23 protein-coding genes are annotated in these 21416 nt (G+C 36.9%); 7 read left to right on the top strand and 16 right to left on the bottom strand.

Going from position 1 to position 21416, the window contains the following annotated elements:
- Window positions 1-60 precede the first annotated feature (60 nt).
- From QA539_RS02260 to QA539_RS02240, 5 genes are all read right to left on the bottom strand, one after another.
- Window positions 61-1197 (bottom strand): DUF418 domain-containing protein, encoded by a 1137-nt coding sequence (locus QA539_RS02260; RefSeq protein WP_419895366.1) that lies wholly within the window; start codon window positions 1195-1197, stop codon window positions 61-63.
- A complete protein-coding gene (locus QA539_RS02255) occupies window positions 1194-1526 on the bottom strand; it encodes a zinc ribbon domain-containing protein YjdM (RefSeq protein WP_219493899.1) in 333 nt (110 codons plus the stop codon). The genes QA539_RS02260 and QA539_RS02255 overlap by 4 nt, the downstream gene beginning before the upstream one ends.
- A gap of 19 nt (window positions 1527-1545) precedes the next feature.
- Window positions 1546-2055 (bottom strand): methylated-DNA--[protein]-cysteine S-methyltransferase, encoded by a 510-nt coding sequence (locus QA539_RS02250; RefSeq protein WP_419895365.1) that lies wholly within the window; start codon window positions 2053-2055, stop codon window positions 1546-1548.
- Window positions 2056-2060: 5 nt separating this feature from the next.
- Complete coding sequence (locus QA539_RS02245) at window positions 2061-2519, bottom strand: GNAT family N-acetyltransferase (RefSeq protein WP_219493897.1); 459 nt, start codon at window positions 2517-2519, stop codon at window positions 2061-2063.
- 113 nt (window positions 2520-2632) lie between these two features.
- Window positions 2633-3295, bottom strand: coding sequence for a C40 family peptidase (locus tag QA539_RS02240; RefSeq protein ID WP_419895364.1), 663 nt, complete (start codon window positions 3293-3295; stop codon window positions 2633-2635).
- Between the two features lie 417 nt (window positions 3296-3712).
- Between QA539_RS02240 and QA539_RS02235 the strand changes: the two genes are divergently transcribed.
- Window positions 3713-5191 (top strand): aldehyde dehydrogenase family protein, encoded by a 1479-nt coding sequence (locus QA539_RS02235; RefSeq protein WP_419895363.1) that lies wholly within the window; start codon window positions 3713-3715, stop codon window positions 5189-5191.
- A gap of 569 nt (window positions 5192-5760) precedes the next feature.
- Here the strand turns inward: QA539_RS02235 and QA539_RS02230 are convergent.
- From QA539_RS02230 to QA539_RS02210, 5 genes are all read right to left on the bottom strand, one after another.
- Window positions 5761-6483, bottom strand: coding sequence for a nuclease-related domain-containing protein (locus QA539_RS02230; RefSeq protein ID WP_419895362.1), 723 nt, complete (start codon window positions 6481-6483; stop codon window positions 5761-5763).
- Window positions 6484-6495: 12 nt separating this feature from the next.
- Window positions 6496-6675 carry a hypothetical protein gene (locus QA539_RS02225; RefSeq protein ID WP_419895361.1) on the bottom strand — a complete coding sequence of 60 codons (180 nt, stop codon included), beginning with the start codon at window positions 6673-6675 and terminating at the stop codon, window positions 6496-6498.
- A 155-nt stretch (window positions 6676-6830) separates the two neighbouring features.
- Window positions 6831-7772, bottom strand: a complete 942-nt coding sequence (locus QA539_RS02220) for a bile acid:sodium symporter family protein (RefSeq protein WP_419895360.1) — start codon at window positions 7770-7772, stop codon at window positions 6831-6833.
- Window positions 7773-7941: 169 nt separating this feature from the next.
- Window positions 7942-9447, bottom strand: a complete 1506-nt coding sequence (mqo, locus tag QA539_RS02215) for a malate dehydrogenase (quinone) (RefSeq protein WP_256447897.1) — start codon at window positions 9445-9447, stop codon at window positions 7942-7944.
- Window positions 9448-9561: 114 nt separating this feature from the next.
- Complete coding sequence (locus QA539_RS02210; protein WP_219493883.1) at window positions 9562-10242, bottom strand: class I SAM-dependent methyltransferase; 681 nt, start codon at window positions 10240-10242, stop codon at window positions 9562-9564.
- Between the two features lie 88 nt (window positions 10243-10330).
- On the opposite strand from QA539_RS02210, the gene pcp reads away from it, so the two are divergent.
- The 3 genes from pcp (at window position 10331) to QA539_RS02195 (ending at window position 13612) form a co-directional block, all read left to right on the top strand.
- Window positions 10331-10966 (top strand): pyroglutamyl-peptidase I, encoded by a 636-nt coding sequence (gene pcp, locus QA539_RS02205; protein ID WP_419956629.1) that lies wholly within the window; start codon window positions 10331-10333, stop codon window positions 10964-10966.
- Between the two features lie 186 nt (window positions 10967-11152).
- Complete coding sequence (locus QA539_RS02200; protein WP_413474066.1) at window positions 11153-12070, top strand: hypothetical protein; 918 nt, start codon at window positions 11153-11155, stop codon at window positions 12068-12070.
- An 18-nt stretch (window positions 12071-12088) separates the two neighbouring features.
- Complete coding sequence (locus QA539_RS02195) at window positions 12089-13612, top strand: TcaA second domain-containing protein (protein WP_419895359.1); 1524 nt, start codon at window positions 12089-12091, stop codon at window positions 13610-13612.
- A 66-nt stretch (window positions 13613-13678) separates the two neighbouring features.
- Here QA539_RS02195 and QA539_RS02190 read toward each other — a convergent pair whose 3' ends face one another.
- The gene (locus QA539_RS02190; RefSeq protein ID WP_419895358.1) at window positions 13679-14992 is read right to left on the bottom strand and encodes an MBL fold metallo-hydrolase; all 1314 of its coding nucleotides are present in this window, start codon (window positions 14990-14992) and stop codon (window positions 13679-13681) included.
- Window positions 14993-15002: 10 nt separating this feature from the next.
- Window positions 15003-17441, bottom strand: a complete 2439-nt coding sequence (locus QA539_RS02185) for a CoA-disulfide reductase (protein ID WP_419895357.1) — start codon at window positions 17439-17441, stop codon at window positions 15003-15005.
- Window positions 17442-17590: 149 nt separating this feature from the next.
- Between QA539_RS02185 and QA539_RS02180 the strand changes: the two genes are divergently transcribed.
- Genes QA539_RS02180 through QA539_RS02170 form a run of 3 tightly spaced genes read left to right on the top strand, consistent with a single transcriptional unit; the run spans window position 17591 to window position 18893 of the window.
- Entirely contained in the window at window positions 17591-17851 is a 261-nt protein-coding gene (locus QA539_RS02180; protein ID WP_086039361.1) for a metal-sensitive transcriptional regulator, read from the top strand.
- Between the two features lie 5 nt (window positions 17852-17856).
- The gene (locus QA539_RS02175; RefSeq protein ID WP_099482693.1) at window positions 17857-18147 is read left to right on the top strand and encodes a rhodanese-like domain-containing protein; all 291 of its coding nucleotides are present in this window, start codon (window positions 17857-17859) and stop codon (window positions 18145-18147) included.
- Complete coding sequence (locus tag QA539_RS02170; RefSeq protein ID WP_419895356.1) at window positions 18132-18893, top strand: sulfite exporter TauE/SafE family protein; 762 nt, start codon at window positions 18132-18134, stop codon at window positions 18891-18893. The genes QA539_RS02175 and QA539_RS02170 overlap by 16 nt, the downstream gene beginning before the upstream one ends.
- A 39-nt stretch (window positions 18894-18932) precedes the next feature.
- Here QA539_RS02170 and dhaM read toward each other — a convergent pair whose 3' ends face one another.
- The 4 genes from dhaM to QA539_RS02150 are packed head-to-tail and all read right to left on the bottom strand — an operon-like array spanning window position 18933 to window position 21351.
- Complete coding sequence (gene dhaM, locus QA539_RS02165; protein ID WP_419895355.1) at window positions 18933-19295, bottom strand: dihydroxyacetone kinase phosphoryl donor subunit DhaM; 363 nt, start codon at window positions 19293-19295, stop codon at window positions 18933-18935.
- Window positions 19295-19873: a dihydroxyacetone kinase subunit DhaL gene (gene dhaL, locus QA539_RS02160; RefSeq protein ID WP_101035381.1), complete on the bottom strand. Its 579-nt coding sequence runs from the start codon at window positions 19871-19873 to the stop codon at window positions 19295-19297. Before dhaL ends, dhaM begins: the two co-directional genes overlap by 1 nt.
- A gap of 10 nt (window positions 19874-19883) precedes the next feature.
- Complete coding sequence (dhaK, locus tag QA539_RS02155) at window positions 19884-20849, bottom strand: dihydroxyacetone kinase subunit DhaK (RefSeq protein WP_419895354.1); 966 nt, start codon at window positions 20847-20849, stop codon at window positions 19884-19886.
- A gap of 28 nt (window positions 20850-20877) precedes the next feature.
- Window positions 20878-21351 (bottom strand): DUF805 domain-containing protein, encoded by a 474-nt coding sequence (locus QA539_RS02150; RefSeq protein ID WP_086038111.1) that lies wholly within the window; start codon window positions 21349-21351, stop codon window positions 20878-20880.
- Window positions 21352-21416 lie beyond the last annotated feature (65 nt).

Raw genomic sequence — 21416 nt, 5'->3', positions numbered from 1 at the left:
CACCACCTTTTCGATTAGCATTGTACCATAATCTCACCTTATTTCCTATCGCTTAAGCCTTCATTTTAAGTATGTAATTTTCCTCCATACCCATTCTAATGGTCCATATTTATGTCTTTTCATATAATATGTAGCAATGGCCAGTTCAAAAATTATAATACACAGTGCGATCATGAATACTTGATACAGATCCAGCTTCGCATATAAACGTAGCACATAAAATATGATGAACATACAGATACTCTGCAATATATATAATGAAAAACTCATCTTACCCGCATAGTAAAATGGCTGCATCACCTTATAGAACTGTTTATTATCTGTAAGCAGGACAACTACGATAAAATAACAAACTGCTACTAATGTACCGCCATAGAATATGAACGACTGAGCCGCATACATATCCAGATGTGCATAGATGACATAATATTTAATCAGTAATCCTAGGGCAAGCGATACTGTTGCCGTTATCATCATCATACGTTTATGTTTAAGTATAGCGCCAATCATATCAGCACGCATCGCATACATTCCAAATAAGATAAAAGGCAGAACCGATAATCCATAACCAAATATCCCTGTTAAACTTAATGCTGTGAAATTCTCCAGAAAGAATTGCTGGTTCAGCGCGAGTATTTGACTGAAGTCTCCGCTTTGCATCACTTGTATCCAGCGCTGTGCAGCATTGCTGGAAGATGCAGAAAGAATTGCATCTGGTGAGAGTATTACAGTAATGATAACCATCAAATTTATCAGCAGAAAAATGACAGATATCATGAGCGCAACAATCAGACTGACGATATTCGGCATAAGTAAGAAGAGGATTGCAATCATGCCGAGCACTGCATATACATTTAATATATCCCCATAAAAGATCAGTAATCCATGAATATAGCCAAACGCAAGTAGTGCGAATACCCTTCTATACAATACCGGAATAAAATTTCCACCGCGCTGCTTAATATTCGTTGCCATAATAGCGAGGCCAAACCCAAATAAAAATGAAAAAATAGGATAGAATGAATTGTGCACGAATAACATATCAAGGTAATATAGCATTCTATCTAAAGGCAGCTGAAAGTGATCTAGAGGATTCGTAAAAACTTCATTCATATGAAAACCAACGATATTCATAAATAAAATCCCCATGACACTGATTCCACGCATAATATCGATACTTTCTATACGTTTTGTCATAATTTTTTTACGAACTCACTTTTAAGGCTCATTTGACCAAATCCATCTATCTTACAGTCAATGTCATGTCCATTATCAGGATCAACTAGTTTAATGTTCTTTACTTTCGTTCCTTGTTTAATCACAGAGGAGCTTCCTTTAACCTTTAAGTCTTTAATTACTGTTACACTGTCCCCATCACTTAAAATATTACCGTTCGCATCTCTTACGATTATCTCTTCAATGATTTCTTGCTGCGGCCACTCATGTGCACACATTGGACATACATAGTTTAAACCATCTTCATAAGTATATTCTGAATTACATTTGGGACATGCTGGTATTGTCATTAGCTTACTCCTTTAATTTTTATAATTGTATTTTCTCTATATTTAATAATTTATCCTTCAAATCTAAACCACCACTAAATCCTGTCAACGTTCCATCCTTGCCGATAACACGGTGACAAGGCACAACGATCATCACGGGATTTGCACCAATAGCACCTCCTACCGCACGGACAGCTTTCATATTACCTGATTGCAATGCAATATCGCTATACGATCGTGTTTCACCGTATGGAATCGTAAGCAGGGTCTGCCATACCGACTTTTGAAAGTCTGTCCCTGCAAGATTAAGCGGCCATTCTAACTGCTGCTTCTTGCCCGCAAAATAAAGATTCAGCTCTTCAATATAATGCGTATGATACTGGTCAGCTTCATAGCCAGTAACTTTTGTCGCTTGACTGAAGAAACGTTCAATATGGCGATTGACATATTCATGTGTATGTTCGTTCGCTAAATAAATGACACCGCATTCATCAGAAGCTATAATAAATTCGATATCCTGCACGAGAAAACAACTTATATAAACTTTCAAATCATTCATCCTTCCAGTTGTGTATCTATTGCATAAGGTTTACGCGCCATATCTATATGGGGGATTAGATCTTCAAAATAAATATCAGATACTGGTGATAGATTAAAACTGCTGTAGAAATCTTTTAGATGAGCTTGTGCACTTAAGGAAATATTTTTATCCGGATAATTATCTTTTATATAATCAAGTCCTTTTTGGATAAGTGTTCTCGCTAACCCTCTACCACGAAACTGTGGATTCACAATTACTCTACCCAGTTTCACCGTTTGTCCGTCAACGATAATTCTAGCATATGCCGCTATCTTATCATCTTCTTTAGTGAAGTAATGGATGCAAGTTAAGTCTCTTTCATCAATATCTGGATAAAAGCATTGCTGTTCAACTACAAATGTATCTATTCTAAGTTTAAAGATCTGAAAAATTTCATCGTGTGTTAATGCTTCAAATTTCTTATATTCCCACAATTATATCGCCTCCCGCACCATATTTATTTGATTGTAATATACGACATAGAATTAATAAAGTTAAATATAAAAAAGGCACAGTGCAACTGCACTGTGCCATAACACGTTTAATCTTAGAAACGGTAGTATCCGTCTACATGTCCACTAACATAGCTTACTGAACGTTGTCCGATACCTTCAGAAGGGTTTAATGCATCTACCATTTGTCCTCCACCGATATATACACCAACGTGGCTGTAGTTGTTGAAAAATACTAAGTCCCCTGGTTGTGGTGCTGATACTTGTGTACCTACTGCAGCTTGTGCATAAGTAGTACGAGGAATTGATTTCCCCATTGCTGCTAATACTTGTTGTGCAAATGATGAACAATCTACTGCTGAAGCAGAGTTCGCACCATATACATAAGATTTACCAGCTGCAACACTTAATGCTACTGATGCAACATTTCCGCTAACTGCCGTTGTTGCAGGAGCTTTCTTCACTTCTGAAGTTGTAGAAGTTTGTGAAACTACAGGTGCTGCTGTTTGTGCAACTGTTTGTGTAGCTGTTTGTGTAGCTGTTTGTGCAACTACTGAAGTAGGTGCGTCGTAGTTATAAGTATAAGTGTAAGAACCATCATTATTATATGTATAGTTATATGCACTTGAATCAATTGAACTTACTGAAGATGAAGTTTGAGCAACATCTGTTCTACCGTACGCCGATGCATCAGCTTGAGTTGTACCTAATGTCGATAATGTTGCAAGTGTTGTTAAAGTTAATGCTGTCTTTTTCATATTTAAAATTCCTCCGTGTAATATAATCGTTATATTAAAATAGTTTTAGATTAGTTTTTAATTTTTACTGCGCTCTTGAGCACTGAAAATACTATATCACGTTTAAACATGATTTTGAGCATTGTTAATGATTTGTTACTTAAGTGATATATTTTATATATAGCTGTAATAAATTCATCTCCTTAATAAATATTGTCGTATCAATGATTGTAACTAATATTCGAAAATAGTAATTGTAAGTATTATCCAAAAATATTACAGCATTGAAATATAATATTTGAGAAAATCAACCTATTTGTTGTATATACAGAGTATTTGCAAAATCTTCTGAATATATAAGCAATTCTATTGCTTATGAAGAGCGTACAGATGTACAATAAATAGGAGCAATACGATTTTACTATTAGGAGGAAGATCATGAGTAACTTATTAAAAGAACAATATGGATTATTTATTAATGGTGAATTTAAAGATAGTGCTGCAGGAGAAACCTTAGATGTAACAAATCCAGCCACAGGAGAAGTATTAGCTAAGATTGCAAAAGCAACAGAAGAAGATGTAGATGTAGCTGTGAAATCAGCTGAGGAAGCTTTTAAAACATGGCGCCACACTTCTCACAACGAAAAAGCAAAACTATTAAATCAAATTGCAGACAAAATGGAAGAACATCGTGAAGAACTTGCTAAAATTGAATCATTAAATAGTGGTAAAGCCATACGTGAATCATTAAATATTGATATTCCAATGGCAATTGAACATTTCCGATATTTTGCAGGTGTCATACTTGCTGATGAAGGAACAAATAAAGAAGTAGATGCAGATGTCATCAGTATTATTAAACACGAACCCATCGGTGTAGTAGGTGCAGTTGTTGCATGGAACTTCCCAATGCTACTGGCTTCTTGGAAGTTAGCACCTGCGCTTGCTGCTGGTAATGCCGTTGTTATTCAACCATCATCATCAACACCGTTATCATTACTGAAGTTTGCTGAAATTGTTCAGGACATCTTACCTAAAGGGGTATTAAATGTTTTAACAGGTAAAGGTTCGGAGTCAGGTAACGCAATCTTCAATCATGAAGATGTAGCAAAAGTATCATTTACAGGTTCTACTGAAGTCGGTTACGGTGTTGCAGAAGCTGCAGCAAAACGTATCGTTCCAGCGACTTTAGAGCTTGGAGGTAAAAGTGCGAACATTATCTTCGATGATGCAAATATTGAGCAAGCAATTGAAGGTGCACAACTCGGTATTTTATTTAACCAAGGAGAAGTTTGTTCAGCAGGTAGCCGACTATACGTTCAAGAAGGTATCTATGATGAGTTTGTAGCCAAACTTAAAGATGCTTTTGAAAAAGTACGTGTAGGTGACCCTATGGATGAAAATAATCATTATGGTTCACAAACAGGACAGGCACAAATCGATAAGATTGAAGAATATATCGAAATTGCTAAAGAAGAAGGACTTAATATCGTTACTGGCGGAAAACGCTTAATGGATAATGGATGTGATAAAGGATTCTTCTTCCCACCGACAATCGTTGAATTTGAAGATAACAAATCACGTTTAGTTCAAGAAGAAATCTTTGGGCCAGTCGTATTGGTATCTAAATTTAAAACAAAAGAAGAAGTTATCGAGAAAGCGAATGATTCAGAATATGGTTTAGCTGGCGGTATCTTCACAGCAAACTTAAATGATGCATTGCAAGTTGCTAATGCAATAGACACTGGTCGAATCTGGATCAACACATACAACCAGATTCCAGCAGGATCTCCATTCGGTGGTTACAAGAAATCAGGTATCGGACGCGAAACTTACAAAGATACGTTACGTCACTACCAACAAGTAAAAAATATTTATATCGATTACTCAGATAAAGCCAAAGGTATCTATCAGTAATACGCTGAATGATATGATGCACACCTCATCCATTGTGGATGAGGTATTTTTTAGGTCTTGTAATATACTTTCGCCTGATTACTAGCGAGATGGCTCGTGTTTTTAATTTACGGGCCATCTTGCTTCACTTCCTCTCGTCTCGGTCTTCATCTTGGCTCATGTTTTATTTTTATGAGCCAACTTGCTTCACTTCCCCTCGTCTCGCTGCTCATCTTGGCCCATGTTTTATTTTTATGAGCCAACTTGCTTCACTTCCTCTCGTCTCGCTGCTCATCTTGGCTCATGTTTTATTTTTATGAGCCAACTTGCTTCACTTCCTCTCGTCTCGCTGCTCATCTTGGCTCATGTTTTATTTTTATGAGCCAACTTGCTTCATTTCCTCTCACCTCGCTGCTCATCTTGGCTCATGTTTATTTTTTATGAGCCAACTTGCTTAATTTTCTCTCACCTCGGTCTTCATCTTGGCTCATGTTTATTTTTTATGAGCCATCTTGCTTCACTTCCTCTCACCTCGGTCCTGATTTTGGCCCATGTTTTTAATTTACGGGCCATCCTGCAATTAAATCTATCTAAATATTAATTTGTTCACCTTTCTTATAGTAAGTACCTCTGTAATGTGAATGTTTATAGAAATGCTGATTCATCAATCTCGTTACCGTACGATTTGATAAACCAGTAAAATCTACAATATCTTTTCTTTTCACTTTATCCTTACCAAACAAAGCTAATACTTCGTAAGCTTGTAATACTGCATTTTCGTTTTTCAATTTATTTCCGCAACTACATTTAAAATAAGTCTTCCTTCGAATTCTGCTCATCTCCATCTTCCTGCATTTCGGGCAGCGCAGGCCTAACTTTAAATCTTCAAGATTGTAATAATGAATTCGGTTGTCAACACCTTCATTGTCATGAAGCTTTATAAGTGCATCTGCGAAGTTGATCATTTGCTGTGTGATTCCTTTACATGACTTTAAGTAATTAAACACTGGTTCAAGTTCGTGCGAGAACATTACACAGTCTTTTCCACTAAAGCCTGTTAAATTGAAATCTTCATTGATAAATATAATTTTACTGATCAGTTTTTGAGGCATCTCGTACTTTGCAATGAGCTGTTTTAAATAGGAATCTGCATTGTCTAACTGTATAAAGATATCTTTATCCGTTTTACCTTGTTCACTCATTAACCGGTTGTTCTGATAACGATAATTACCACTATAATTTTTGATATCAAAGTGCAATATGTTATTTGCCGTAATAATAATAAAATCGAATTGCACGCGTACAGGTTTCATGATATTGATATCTCATATTATGATATATTCTCCTTCTAGATGTTCAATCATTTCAAAGAACCTGAGCTCACCTTCAAAGCCTTTCTTATATTTCACAAATTTATAATAGTCGTCTAGCTCCATATGTACTCGATTTTCTAATTCATATAAATACGCTTGTACTGTACTCGGTTTGTGAACCTTTTTTATCAAAAATATCACCTCAAATTCAATATAATACGTAATTTTTTTCAACGCAAATCGAGTAAAATCAAAGCTTCTGCAGTTTTTCAATTATTTCCTGCAAAAATAAAAAGAATCGCAGTATTTTCTGCAATTCTTTAATAATTCCGTCGAAAAATTAAATTTTAGTTTTCTCCAGGACGTCTCTTTTCTAGCTGTGTGCTGACGATACTTGCAAATAACTGTTGAAACAGCATACCAAAAGCCACTGGCATTGCAACCTTTGGTGGAAAGTATGTTGTTGCAACTATGACACCGGTAGAGATATTTCTCATCCCCCCTAAAAAGGTCATCGACACATGACGTGCATAGCTATGCTGCATAAAGTAACTAGATCCTACTGCAATGATGTAACCTATAACCACGATAACAAATACAACCGCAATAATCTTCAGTAACTCAAGATTCATATCTTTCACATAAGGACCAATCGCGCTTCCGTTAATCAATACAATAAGGAAAAGTGCCATTTTAGAAAATGGACTTAAACGATTGCCGATCCAGTCCGGAAACTTACCCTTTGTGAGTTCGTTCAAGAGTATCGCAATGATTGTAGGTACAACAATCATGAATATCAATCCAATAACGAGACTGAGTGTATCAATCTCAACTGTCGTCCCGGACACCAGATGCAGCACGAAAGGGATGATGACTGGTGCTAATAATGTGTCCAGCAATATCACAGCGATGCCAAGTGCGACATCTCCTCTACCAATGCTTATCCAGATCAGACTTGTAACGCCTGTCGGGACGGTCATAAGCATAACAAACCCAATCACTAACAGTCGATCATCAAACAATGTCGATGCAATCACATAACTGATGGCGGGCATGACAACGTGCAATATGAACATACAATACAGAATTGTACCCTTCGCTTCCAGAAATATACGAAGGTCTCTGAATTTCATACGGATGCTGCCACTAAATGTCATAAAGGCAAAAATATAGGGCACAATAAATATAAGATGCTTCAAATATCCATCAAAGATAACGCCACATAATAAAGACAATAGCGTCAATACAGCGATGTACTTCTGTAATACAATGTTTATACGTTCAAGCATAGGCCATCCTTCTTTTCTTAATATTATATTTAAAATATCATAATGCATGCGATTGACATAATGATTAAGCTAGTCATGAATTATGATGCTGCAAGTACAATAAAACCCGAACAATGCTTATGAGCATCGTTCGAGTCATATATCAAACTAAATTATAAGTCATCTATCATTACTTCTCTTTCAATCCTAAAGCACTCGCTGTCTGTTTGTTAATTTCTTTAAACAGTTCAGGGTGTTCTGCTAACTTCTTACCGTATGATGGAATCATCTCTTTTATCTTTGGTTCAAATTCTGTCATACGCTCACCGAAACATTCATTAATTACACGTAGCATAACATGGACTGCAGTTGAAGCCCCAGGTGATGCTCCTAGTAAGGCTGCGATACTACCATCCTCACTTGTAATCACTTCCGTACCAAATTGGAGCGTTCCTTTGCCGCCATCTTCAGTTTCTTTAATAACTTGAACACGTTGTCCTGCGACAACAATCTCCCAGTCTTCAGATTTCGCATTCGGTACGAATTCACGTAATTCTTCCATACGTGCTTCATGATTCTGCATAACTTGGGAAATTAAGTACTGCGTTAATTTCATCTCTTTCGCACCTGCTGAAAGCATATTCGTAATATTGCCTGGTGTTACAGATTCAATTAAATCTGTATAACGCCCTGTTTTTAAGAACTTTGGAGAGAATCCAGCATATGGTCCAAAGAGTAATGCACGTTCACCGTCTATATAACGTGTGTCTAGATGCGGCACTGACATTGGGGGTGCACCTACTTTTGCTTTACCGTAAACTTTTGCAAGATGCTGTTCAACAATTGATGGGTCTTTACATACTAAGAATAATCCACTCACCGGGAAGCCGCCTACCCCTTTAGCCTCAGGAATCTTTGTCTTCTGTAATAATGGTAAAGCGTATCCTCCAGCACCAATAAACACGAATTTCGCACTATGGACTTCAGTTGTCTTATGATTTTGATCATAGACTTTAACATCCCAGCTGTCATTGTCATTTCTCTTAATATCTTTCACTGTATGATTATAATGAATAACTGCACCATCATAACTTGTCATAATATCGAACAGGTCATTTGTTAATGCGCCGAAGTTAACGTCCGTACCTGCTTCCATACGTGTAATTGCAATCTTTTCATTCGGATTACGGCCTTCCATCATCAACGGAACCCATTCACGCATCTTGTCATGGTCTTCCGTAAGTTCCATCCCTTCAAATAACGGATTATCAGATAAAGCTTTAAGACGACGTTTCAAGAAATCTACATTCTGCTCACCTTCCACAAAGCTTAAGTGCGGTACGGGCATGATAAAGTTGCCAGGATCCTTTAATTTGCCTTGCTGTGCTAAGTACGCCCATAACTGTTTAGATAACTGAAACTGTTCATTAACACCACTCGCTTTTGTAATATCAATATTACCGTCCTCATCTTCTGTCGTATAATTCAGTTCACACAGTGCTGAATGTCCTGTCCCCGCATTATTCCAGGCGTTAGAGCTTTCGAGTCCTGAAGCTCCTAGCTTTTCAAACACTTTAATATTAATTGATGGATCAAGTTCTTTTAACAATACACCGAGTGTCGCGCTCATAATGCCGCCACCGATCAAGATTACATCTGTTTCTTTAAATTTACGTTTCATTATCTCTGCCCCCATTTTTGATAAAATACAATACCTCTATTATAGACCTTTTTTTGTCATTTGTAATACTCGCATCGCATTTAATCTAAAAAAATGTAACCGGATACAAGAAATTATAATACTACAGTTCTATTTTTTATTTATAAATCCTACAGTAATCCATCCACCAGCAATTGTATTTCTTAATTCCTCCTCCTTTTCTAATGTAAACATCGATTCCTCTGCATCATAAGCAACAAATAAACATGCTGATTTCTGAAATACATGGTCAGGTCGCATCGCAACTAAATCATCCAGCGACTTAAAATGTGCATGTGCATATACTTTACCTTGATTAAATTCTGGACTCATATAAAGTTCACCATATTGACTTTCACGATTTACAGTTGCTATCACAATCTTACCACCCGGCTTTACCACTTTACTGATTGACTGATAGACGTTTTCAGGTTGTTCAATAAAATCAAAAACCCCCATAGAAAAAGCAGCATCAAAATAATTTTCCGGGAAATCAATATGATTTGCATCCATTACATGCACTTCTGCGTCAAGCTTTAGATGGTCAATTTTCTGCTGTGCTATCGCTGTCATATGTTCAGAAATATCAATTCCAACCATCTTGATACCTTGCTCTGCAAACTTCGTGATATATAGCCCTGTACCACTGCCGATTTCCAGGATACGCATGCCAGGTTTTAGATCAAGCATGTTGAGTAGATCTCTTGTTTCCACTTCATAGATATATCTACCTTTTTTAGTTTCAAAGAAAGCGTCATATTTATTAGCCTGATAAGCATTGAATGTCGTCATTTCATTACCTCCCATTATCGTTACTTATATTATACATCTGTTCAATTTATGTATAAAATAGTAATAACAAAAAGAGAGGATGATTCTATTGAGACGTGTTATTGTAACAGGATTCGATGCATTCGGTGATGCAACCATCAATCCATCATTCGAAGCAGTCCAAGGACTCCCGGATACTATAATGGGCGCAGAGATTATAAAACAACAATTGCCAACAGTATTCCAACAAGGTGCTGAACAATTAAAGGCAACCATCATGAAGAACTTTCCTGATATTGTCATCTGCGTGGGTCAAGCAGGTGGACGTGATAAAATAACTATAGAACAAGTCGCAATCAATCTGATCGAAGCGCGTATACCGGATAATGCGGGTGTTCAACCTTCAGGTATACCTATTCATGAAGACGGGGACAATGCATATTTTTCAAATTTACCTGTTAAAGCGATTGTTAAAAGTATACAGGACCATGAGATCCCTGCTGAAGTTTCTTATAGCGCAGGAACGTTTGTATGCAATGAACTCATGTATCAATTGTTATACATGATACAAAACGAATTCCCTTCAATTCGTGGTGGCTTTATCCATGTTCCTTTCGCACCTGAACAAACAGATACACATCCCTCAATGCCAATTGCAACAGTTACAGAAGCATTGCATCTTGCAATCGAAGCAGCACTCACATATCAAGAAGATATCCAGTACACTACTGGACGTATCCATTAAGACATCCTTATCAGGATGTCTTTTTTACTACATACATTAATAATAAAACTAATGAAAACTAACATTAAAATAACTGAAAATGACATTGATTTTTAATAATTTTTCATATATTTTTACTTTTTACATAGTATACAGTGTATTTTTATTCTATAATTGAAAAGACAATATAAATTTGGAGGGAATAATATGAGATGTAATCAATGTAATAATGAAGTCGGCATTAATGATGCCTTTTGCGGCGAATGTGGAAATGATCTTCGTGCGCAAAAGGCATCACAAACTGAAAGTCATTCGACAGCAGACAATACAGTAACATATGAACCAAAGAATGACAGCGTAATACATAATGACCAACAAGAACAACCTCAAGTAACTCAGCAACAGACCACTCAACAGACACATCAAGTTCCACCTGCACAGCCAATCATCAATAAAGAACAGGTAAATGAGCAATCTAAGGCATTAGTCAATGAAGGAAAAGGATTCTTCAGACAAGCATTTCGTGCACATGACGAAGAAGTTACTAGTAATCACCACTTCACACTAGCGCTCAGTTCTATTCTTGTACTTGCAGGATTAATTATTGTCGGTATTTTATTAGCACTTGCAATACCTGATGATATTGGGTATTTTGGAACATCAAAAAGTGATATCATTACAAAATTACTATTTAGCAGCTTTTTGTTATTAGCAATTTTATTCCTGGCTACATTCTTACTTTCTAAATTCTTAATCAATAATGGATTAACATTAGCTAAAGTACTATCAGATTTCGTTCTCATCAATGTCTATAGCATTATCTTTATCGCCCTAGGATTACTTCTCTATGTCGTAGATTCTTATAAAATTGCATCTGCAATGACAATTATTGGGGTCTTTCTATTAATTTTCTCTGGCATTTATTTAATCAGTAAGTATTCAGCACACATTGCCAGCAAAATTCCTACTTATCTTATTATTACAATCTACGCAATCATCACATTAATTGCTTTAATCATCTTTAAAGATATCGCTATGGAACTTATTAAATCGATTATTACAAGTATCGTTCAAAGCCAGTTAGGAGAATTTAGCGAATTATTTAATGGATTATTTAATAACTAATAGAAGGAGCATTGAATTATGAAGTATTGTAGTAAATGTGGTAACGAAATAAAGCCCGGTCAGAAAGTTTGTACAAAGTGCGGGACTCCTGTAGAAATTAATCAGAATAATCAACACGCAGCCTCTACACCTGCTCCTGCACCACGCCAACCTATGGATAAGAAGACGAAATCACTCATTATCGGTGCAATAGCAGCACTCGTATTATTATTTGGAATCTATAAATTGATACAAAGTCAGTACGATTCTATGTCAGTTGCAAATAAAATATCAGATGCCGTAAAAAATAAAGACGCTGGAAAATTAAGCACCCTTGTAACATGCGGTGATGAAGAGATTGGTAAAAGCGAAGCGAAAGCATTTATCGATTACTTATATGCAAATGATGAAGCACGCACATTCATGGAAAACATTAAAACGAGTACGGCTTCAATGAAACAGACAGGGTATCCGATCACCTCAGTATCAGATGAAGATGGAGATGAGGTGCTGAAAGTTGCGCAAGATGGAAAAGCATTGGGCCTATTCCAAAAATATGCCTTCAATATCCCATCACATGAAGTTTCTGTCTCTGCCAATGAAATAAGTAAATTAACATACAAATTAAATGGCAAAGAAAAAACAGCTCATCTTAAAAGTGATGAAAGCGTCAAACTCGGTAGCTTACCTCTCGGAAATTATACGATTCCTGCAACAAAAGAAATTGAAGGTAAGAAGTTCAAAGGTAACCTTATCATCGATATGGGTACAGGATTGACAGCTAAAGAGGACTTTGAATACACTTACCTGCATATTTCTCTAGAAGGTACATACGCTCTAGATGATAGCGACTATAAAATATTCATCAATGGTAAAGAAACTACAACAGGAGAAGATTCATATACTGTTGGACCTTTTGAGATTGGAAAAGAAGTTGAAGTTCAGGCAAAAGGTACAGCTGACGATAAAGAATTTGAGTCAACTAAAGAAAAAGTAACAATCAAGAAGACAGAAGACACTATGCCTCAAGAAGTTACAGTAACGTTTGATGAAGCACTTATTTCTAAATACAAAGAAGAGAATTATGAAAAGCAGGCGAAAAAGGAAGAAGAACAAAGTGAGCGTCGTTCAATCAGCTTAACAAGCGATGAATTTATCGATGGATATACACGTGCAATTCACATCGACGAATTCCAGGATATTAAAGTTGGAATGACGAAAGACGAAGTCGAAGATTTATTAGGTGATGATTCAGAATATATCGATTCTAATAAAGAAAACATGAAAGCATATGGAAATATGGGCATCGAATATGATGATAAAGACAAAGTCAAGCGTATCTTAATCGTGCCAGATTCTTATGAAGATTGGGATCTTGATAATATTGAAGAATTCTTCGGACCACCTAAATATACTACTAAAAACGAAGATGGGGATACTGTTTACTATATCGATGGTACACGTGGAAACAAATTCGTATTAGTCATCGTTATGGAAAATAGTGATACAATCAAGTATTTAACTCAAAAAGCTGAGGAAGATAGTGATCCTTGGATTAAATAAAGTCGCGACACGAGCGGTTTAACACGAATACAACAAAAAGATGACAGGAAACTCCTGTCATCTTTTTTATTTTACAGCAGCATAGCCGCCACTCACATTGATTATATTCGTATATCCTTCATTTTCTAGAATACTCATCGCAATCGCACTTCTAACACCTGACTGACAATGCACATATATTGTTTCATCTTTTGCAAATGGAATAGATGCTTGCTGCAGTTTGCCATAATGAACATGTGCAGCACCGTCGAAATGTCCTTCATCCCATTCCTTTTTCGTACGCACGTCCAGTATATTGATATCATCCTTATTCAGCTGTTTAAATGTTTCTGGTTCGATTGTTTGATATGCAGTTCCATCAACGACATTAACATAAGTATGAACATCGTCAAAGCCTATCATCTTCAAATCATACGCTGCTTGTTGCACTTCATCAAATTCTCCAACAAGCTGTAATGGGCGACTGTAATCTAAATACCATCCTGCAAATGATAGAAACTTCTTATTGTATGGTACATTGATTCCTTCTGACATATTCTTTGCATAGATTTCTTTTGCTCTTAGGTCTATCGCTTGTTCTGTAATAGTCTCTACTGGTGTTACAATATTGTGATGCATAAGCGCTACACCATCACGATTTATACGCTTCATCTCAGCAAAGTAATACGGTGGTTCCGGCTGATCGCTCGTTAATGCTTTGACGAATGCATCCTCATCTTCAATCTGGAACGCCCATCCATTTGCACGTTCATAGCCGAGTGTCGTCATCGGTACAGCGCCTAAGGATTTACCACATGCACTGCCTGCACCATGACCTGGCCATATTTGAATGAAATCTGGAAGGTCATTCATCTTCTTCAGTGACTCAAACATCTGTCTTGCGCCTATTTCTGTCGTATCTTTAATACCAGCCGCTTCTTCTAATAAGTCGGGACGTCCAACATCACCGACAAAGATGAAGTCTCCTGTAAATAAGCCCATCGGTACATCCATTCCATTATCATAGAGTAAGAAACTAACACTTTCAGGAGTATGCCCTGGGGTATGCATGACTTCAAGTTTCACATTCCCTACTTTAATGGCATCTCCTTCATGAATAATGTCTGCTTCAATATCTTGATACGTCCAGTCAAGACCGCCATGCCCCGATACAAAGCCTCGTGCTCCCATATTGATGACTTCTCTTATACCTGACGCAAAGTCTGCATGGATATGTGTTTCAGTCACATGCGTAATGCGTAATCCTTCTTGTTCTGCTGTCTCTATATAAGGTGTAACATCACGTAGCGGATCAATGACAATTGCTTCTCCTGTTTTTTGACATCCTACTAAATAAGAATACTGTGCAAGTTGTTCGTTAAAAAATTGTTTAAAATACATAATATGCCTCCTAAATAAATAAGTTTAAGTTTGATTGTTCTGTATCACCAAGATATGTTGCAACGCCGCCGTATTCAACGCCATCGATCAACTCTTCTTTTGTCACTGCCATAATATCCATGCTCATCGTACATGCAACCATCTTAATACCCATAGATTGGGCTTTTTCGATCATTGTTTCTAAAGAATCTACTTTCTTCTTGTTCATTACGTGACGAATCATACGTGCACCTGCTCCACCCATATTCATCTTAGATATCGGGAGTTTTCCCGCATGTTTCGGCATCATCTTGCTGAACATTTTATCGAGCCCTTCTTTTGCAACAGTCACACCAGGTTTCTTAATCACATTAAGGCCCCAGAACGTGAAGAACATCGTCACTTCCTTACCATATGATGCTGCACCTGTTGCAATAATAAATGATGCTAACGCTTTATCAAGATCGCCACTGAATACAACCATCGTTGCACCATTCTTCGTTTCAACAAGCTGATGTCCTTCTCTGTCGTCCATCACGTTAATCGGTAAGTCAGCACCTTTTTGTACTACTGCAACGACTTTGCCATCCTTCATTTCATTGCTGATCATTGTATTTCCTGTATTCTTAGCCCAAGCTTCGATATCTGTACAGAAACCGAAATCCGTCACATGAATCTCAAGCTGCTCTCCGTCTTTCATTTCATCCATGTTTTCTTTTACTTTTAGAATAGGGCCAGGACACTGTAGTCCACTTGCTTCAATAATACGTCTATCATCTTTTTTCATCGGCTGCTCCTTCTTAGTACGTTCTTTAATGTGTATCTGCTCTTTTTCATTCACTTCCGGTGTATTTACCGTTTCATGCATCGCTTTATAATGTTTAAATCCACCGTCAAGATTGACGATATCGAACCCATTATTCTGTAATATACGTGCTGCATTATAGCCACGCTGACCGACTTGACAGAAGATGGCTACTGGTTCATTTATATCAAGTTCATCCAGACGATCGCGCAGCGTGCCAAGTGGAATATTCTTCGCACTGCCAATAGTACCCATGTCGTATTCAATCGGTTCACGTACATCTATCAATTGATTAAAATTTTCAATTTCATCGTATTGAACCATCTTCATCTCATCATCCAGTACGTTTTGTGCGATGTACCCCACCATGTTAACCGGATCTTTTGCTGATGAAAATGGTGGTGCATATGCAATTTCAATTTGAGCGAGGCTTCTGATATCCTGGTTAAATGTCATTGCACTCGCAATCAAATCGATACGTTTATCCACACCTTTTCGTCCTACAATCTGCGTACCATAAATTTCGCCTTCAGGACTAAACAGCGCCTTGATCGTCATCGGCTCAGCACCTGGATAATATGTCGCATTTGATTGTCCAGATACATGAATAATATGATAATCAAGTCCCTGCATCTTCAATGTACGTTCATTAAGTCCTGTGCTTGCTGCAGTGAGATCAAATACTTTCGCAATTGCCGTACCGATTGGATTCATCTTTTCTATCACCTTTCCATTAAGGTGATCAGCAAGAAGACGTCCTTCTCGATTCGCAATCCACGCAAGCGGGATATGTACATCCTGCTGTGAAATCTTATGTGTAATCTCAGCAACATCACCAATAGCATATATATCTTTTATTGATGTTTCAAAGACATCATTTGTCTTGATAGCACCTTTAACCCCCGTCTCAATCCCTGCTTCTTGAGCAATTGCAGACTCTGGAATGACCCCTATAGCCATAATAACCATATCACTTTGAATGACTTCCCCATTTTCTGCAATGACATTATGTTCATTAATTTCTTTAATAGAAGTCTTTAACTTTAAATGGACACCGCGCTGCACCATATGTGTTTCTAATAATTTAGTCATATCTTTATCCATGCCCGGCATCACTTGATCACCTAACTCAAATAGGGTTACATCAATTCCTAATGCATGTAAATTCTCAGCCATCTCTAATCCAATAAATCCTCCACCAACGACAGACGCTGTTTTAACATTGTGCTCATTTATGTAAGATTTTATTTTATCCATATCCGGAATATTTCTTAGAGTAAAGACATGGCTTTGTTTTGCACCTTCAATCGGTACTTCAATCGCACGCGCTCCCATCGATAGAATAAGGACATCATAAGATGCTTCTTCAACCCCATGCTCTGTTTTAAGTACGACTGTTTTATTATCAGAATTGATCTGAGTGGCTTCCGTATTCGTTCTGACATTAATATTCATACGGTTATTCATCAGTTCAGGTGTTTGAATTAATAATTTATCTCTATCTTTTATTTCATCACCGATATAATAAGGCAATCCACAGTTTGCAAATGATACATGTGGACCTCTATCAATAATCGTTATTTCATCTTGTTCATTTAATCGTCTCAAACGTGCTGCTACAGATGCGCCACCTGCAACACCACCTATAATCATAATCTTTCTCATATTGTTTCCTCCTCATTTCATACCTATGGGGGTATCATACAACGAACAATATTCATTTGTCAAATACCTATGGGGGTATTTTTTAATTGACACAGATACCTAGAGGGGTATATAGTATGGATATCAATAAATTAGAAAGAAGGACCATTATGAAATACGATAAAAATCAGATCAATCGTCTAAAGCGTCTGCAAGGACAATTAAATGGCGTCCTGAAGATGATGGAAGAAAACAAAGATTGCAAAGATGTCGTAACACAGCTTAGTGCTTCACGAAGTGGGATTGAACGATTAATCGGCGTCATTGTAAGTGAGAATTTAGCAGAATGTGTAAAAGAGAACGTAAAAAATAATACGGATACTGACAATCTTGTAAAAGAAGCAGTAAATCTACTAATAAAAAGTAGGTAATGCATATGAATACAATTACAGTAAAAAGTTTAAAACAACTATTAGAACAAAATGCCGAAGTACAGTTAATCGATGTTAGAGAAATTGATGAATTTGAAGCAGGACATATTGAAGAAGCTAAAAATATTCCATTATCTGAACTGGATCAGCATGTAAGTGACTTTAATAAAGACGATGACTACATTATTATTTGCCGTTCAGGTAACCGAAGTGGTATGGCATGTGACTATTTGGAACAGTTTGATATTAAGACGACAAATGTCCAAGGCGGCATGATCGAATGGGCACGTCTTTAATCTTAATTCTCTCTTTAATTGGAGCATTTGGTGCATTTATATCAGGACTTGTCGGAATCGGGGGAGCTATTGTAATTTATCCGATGCTGCTATTTATTCCACCAATATTCGGATATAAGGTAACACCAGAAATTGCTTCCGGACTCACGGCAGCACAAGTATTCTTTAGTACGATGAGCGGCGGCATGAGTCAGCGGCATAACCCTGACCTCAATAAAGGGATCATTGTACCAATGGGAGCTGGTATATTCCTTGGAAGTTTAATCGGCGCATATAGTGCTTCAATATTTGATGAATCATTAATCAATATCGTCTATACATTTTTAGCAATAGTTGCCGTATTTTTAATGTTTGTCAAAGTAAAGCCAGAGAATGAGTGCACATACTTCAATAAAATCGCACTGTTTATCACAGCACTTGCGATAGGGATACTCTCTGGAATCGTCGGTGCAGGGGGCGCATTCATTATTGTTCCTGTATTGCTTGCAATTTTTAAAGCACCTTTCAGAATTGTAGTTGCGAGTAGCATTGTGATTGCATTTATCTCATCCATTGGCACATTTCTCATGAAGTCGATGACAGGTCAAATTGATTTTGTAATGATGATTCCTTTAGTCATTGCAAGTTTGTTATTTGCGCCTATCGGAACGAAAGTATCAAAGAGGACGAACCAGCAATTATTAAGAGTAATACTCGCACTATTGATTGCCCTTGCTGCAATTAAGATGATAATAAATATGATATAAAAAAGCGTGAAATTGGCACACCGCCAATTTCACGCTTTTTTATTTTTCTTTAAAGTTGTTACTTAAGCTTTCCAGTATTTCTTTATAGCCTTTACCAATCTTACTTTCTACACTTGCTAGAAACGCACCTTCAACAATCGGATAATGTGCAATATGGATATTACTATAGTCATTCATTTCTAAGGCCATCTCTATATTCATCTTACTAGATCCGATGTCATAAAAGCAAAGTGCTTCTCCTTCGACACTATCAAACATTTGCATAATATCATCTATAGACGTACCAATCTCTCCATTTATACCTCCAGTAACCTTTACAACAACATCTTGTGCCATTTGTTCAAGCAAAGCTTTAACCCCTTTAGCAATAGCTTCACTATGGCTTACAATTAATATTTCCATTATCTCACTCCCGAAAGTAAGGCATCTAACACCCATACACTGCTCTGTGCACCAGGATCAATTGTACCTATCGACTGTTCTTTAAAATAAGCTGCTCGACCTTTTGTCGCCATCATATCCTTCGTTTCTTCTGCATACTGCTGTAATGCTTCAATCGATGGGATATTACCTTGATTCAATGCATCACTAACTTTACTGATCACATCATACATCGTCTTTTCTCCACCTGAAACTTGACCACGGCTTGCAACCGCATCTTTAAAAGCTTCAATCAGCTTACTAACATTGTCACGGCTAATTTCTTCTTCAGCAACTTGTGACATCTTTACAAATGAGAAACCATACAACGGACCTGACGCCCCACCGACAACACTCATCAGTGTCATACCACAATTTTTCAAGACTTCACTGATCGTATCACCTGACAACTTTTCATCGACTGCTTTAAATCCTCGGAGCATATTCACACCATGATCGCCATCACCGATTTCACGGTCTAAGTTTGTAAGCAATATTTCATTTTCTTCAAATACTTTATATAATGCCTTTAAATTTACTGAAAGTTCTTGTGCATTCATCCAACCACTCCTACAAAAAATATTTGCTTTTAGTATTTGCACTTAATGCTTCAATCAATGCTTCATCTGATTTGACTACTGTAATCGAAAATCCTTGCATATCTAATGCTGTCATATAGTCACCTACAAGAAATTTAGTAATTGATTTGTTTTTTGATTTAAAATATTCATCTAAGTAATGCGCGGCTACCGAAAGCTCACTTAGCGGTGTACCTCCCATGCCATTAAGCATTACTACTGCGTCATCAAACTCTAAATTCGCTTCTATTTCAGTCATCAGCCTTTCGATAACCTTATCAATTGGTTCAATCTTTTCACGATAAATTCCTTTCTCACCATGAATCCCAATACCAATCTCCATTTCGTCATCTGCCAGGTCAAATCCATATCGACCTGTTGTAGGGACCATACAAGGCTCAATCGCCATTCCGATGGTTGCAATATTCGGAAGTAATGCTTCAACTTTTGATTTAATTTCTTCTAATGATAACCCTTGTTCAGCATAATAACCTGCAACTTTGTGAACGATGACCGTACCTGCCACACCGCGGCGTTGCTCTTTATTCTCAATTACAACATCATCACGTACAATCACGCGATCAACCTTTATTCCTTCCATTTCAGCAAGTTCCATCGCCATCTCAAAATTCATGACATCTCCGGCATAATTTTTAATAATCAGTAATACACCCGCATCTGTTGCAACTGATTTAATGGCTTCAAGAACTTTATCCGGTGTTGGAGAAGTAAATACCTCACCGCAAACTGCTGCATCTAGCATGCCCTCAGCAACATAACCAGCATGTGCCGGCTCATGGCCACTACCACCGCCTGATACAAGCGCAACTTTTCCTATCTTCTTTTCTTTACGTACAATAATAGAATCTGCAACCACTTCATGAGATTCATCAGTAAGAGCCATTCCTTTTAACATATCTGATACAAACGATGTCTTTTCTTTAAGTAATTTTTTCAAAATTAACGCCTCCTTCACCCTAATTATATTACTTTATACTTTTAAATGATAATTTAAACCATTCTGCAATAAACCATATTAAAGGTAGGATCAGGAGGATGACGATAATGATTGAGACCATCAAAGTATCAGGTAATCCCTGCCCAGCAATAAGTAGCATAAACGTCCCAATGATATAAATAAGTGGAAATGTTACAAATAATAATCCCATTTCTTTTTCTTCATTTAAATCGTGGTATCTTCTCATTGTTAAAGCAAGTGTAGGAATGTATGTAATGACATATAAATAAAGTACCCAACTTGAAATCTTAATTGGTATCATTAAATTACCTATCTTGATATCTTGTATTGTCCACAGCTTTCCACCAACAAAACTATGTACGAAAGGAAAAATAATGAAAGCTAATAACAAATGAAAATTGAATGGTATTTTAAAGTCATTTACAGAAGACTTTCCTTTAAAATCAAATGCTCGCTTCCAAAATGATAAATATGAATTCATTGCCACACCTCTTTTTCTAGTTTATTCCATTTTAACATAAAAAAAGATGCCATTTTATTGACATC

Source organism: Macrococcus psychrotolerans (genome assembly GCF_038095555.1).
Classification (GTDB): domain Bacteria; phylum Bacillota; class Bacilli; order Staphylococcales; family Staphylococcaceae; genus Macrococcoides; species Macrococcoides psychrotolerans.
The sequence above is the reverse complement of the archived record's forward strand: the minus strand, read 5'-3'. Positions and strand labels throughout refer to the sequence as shown.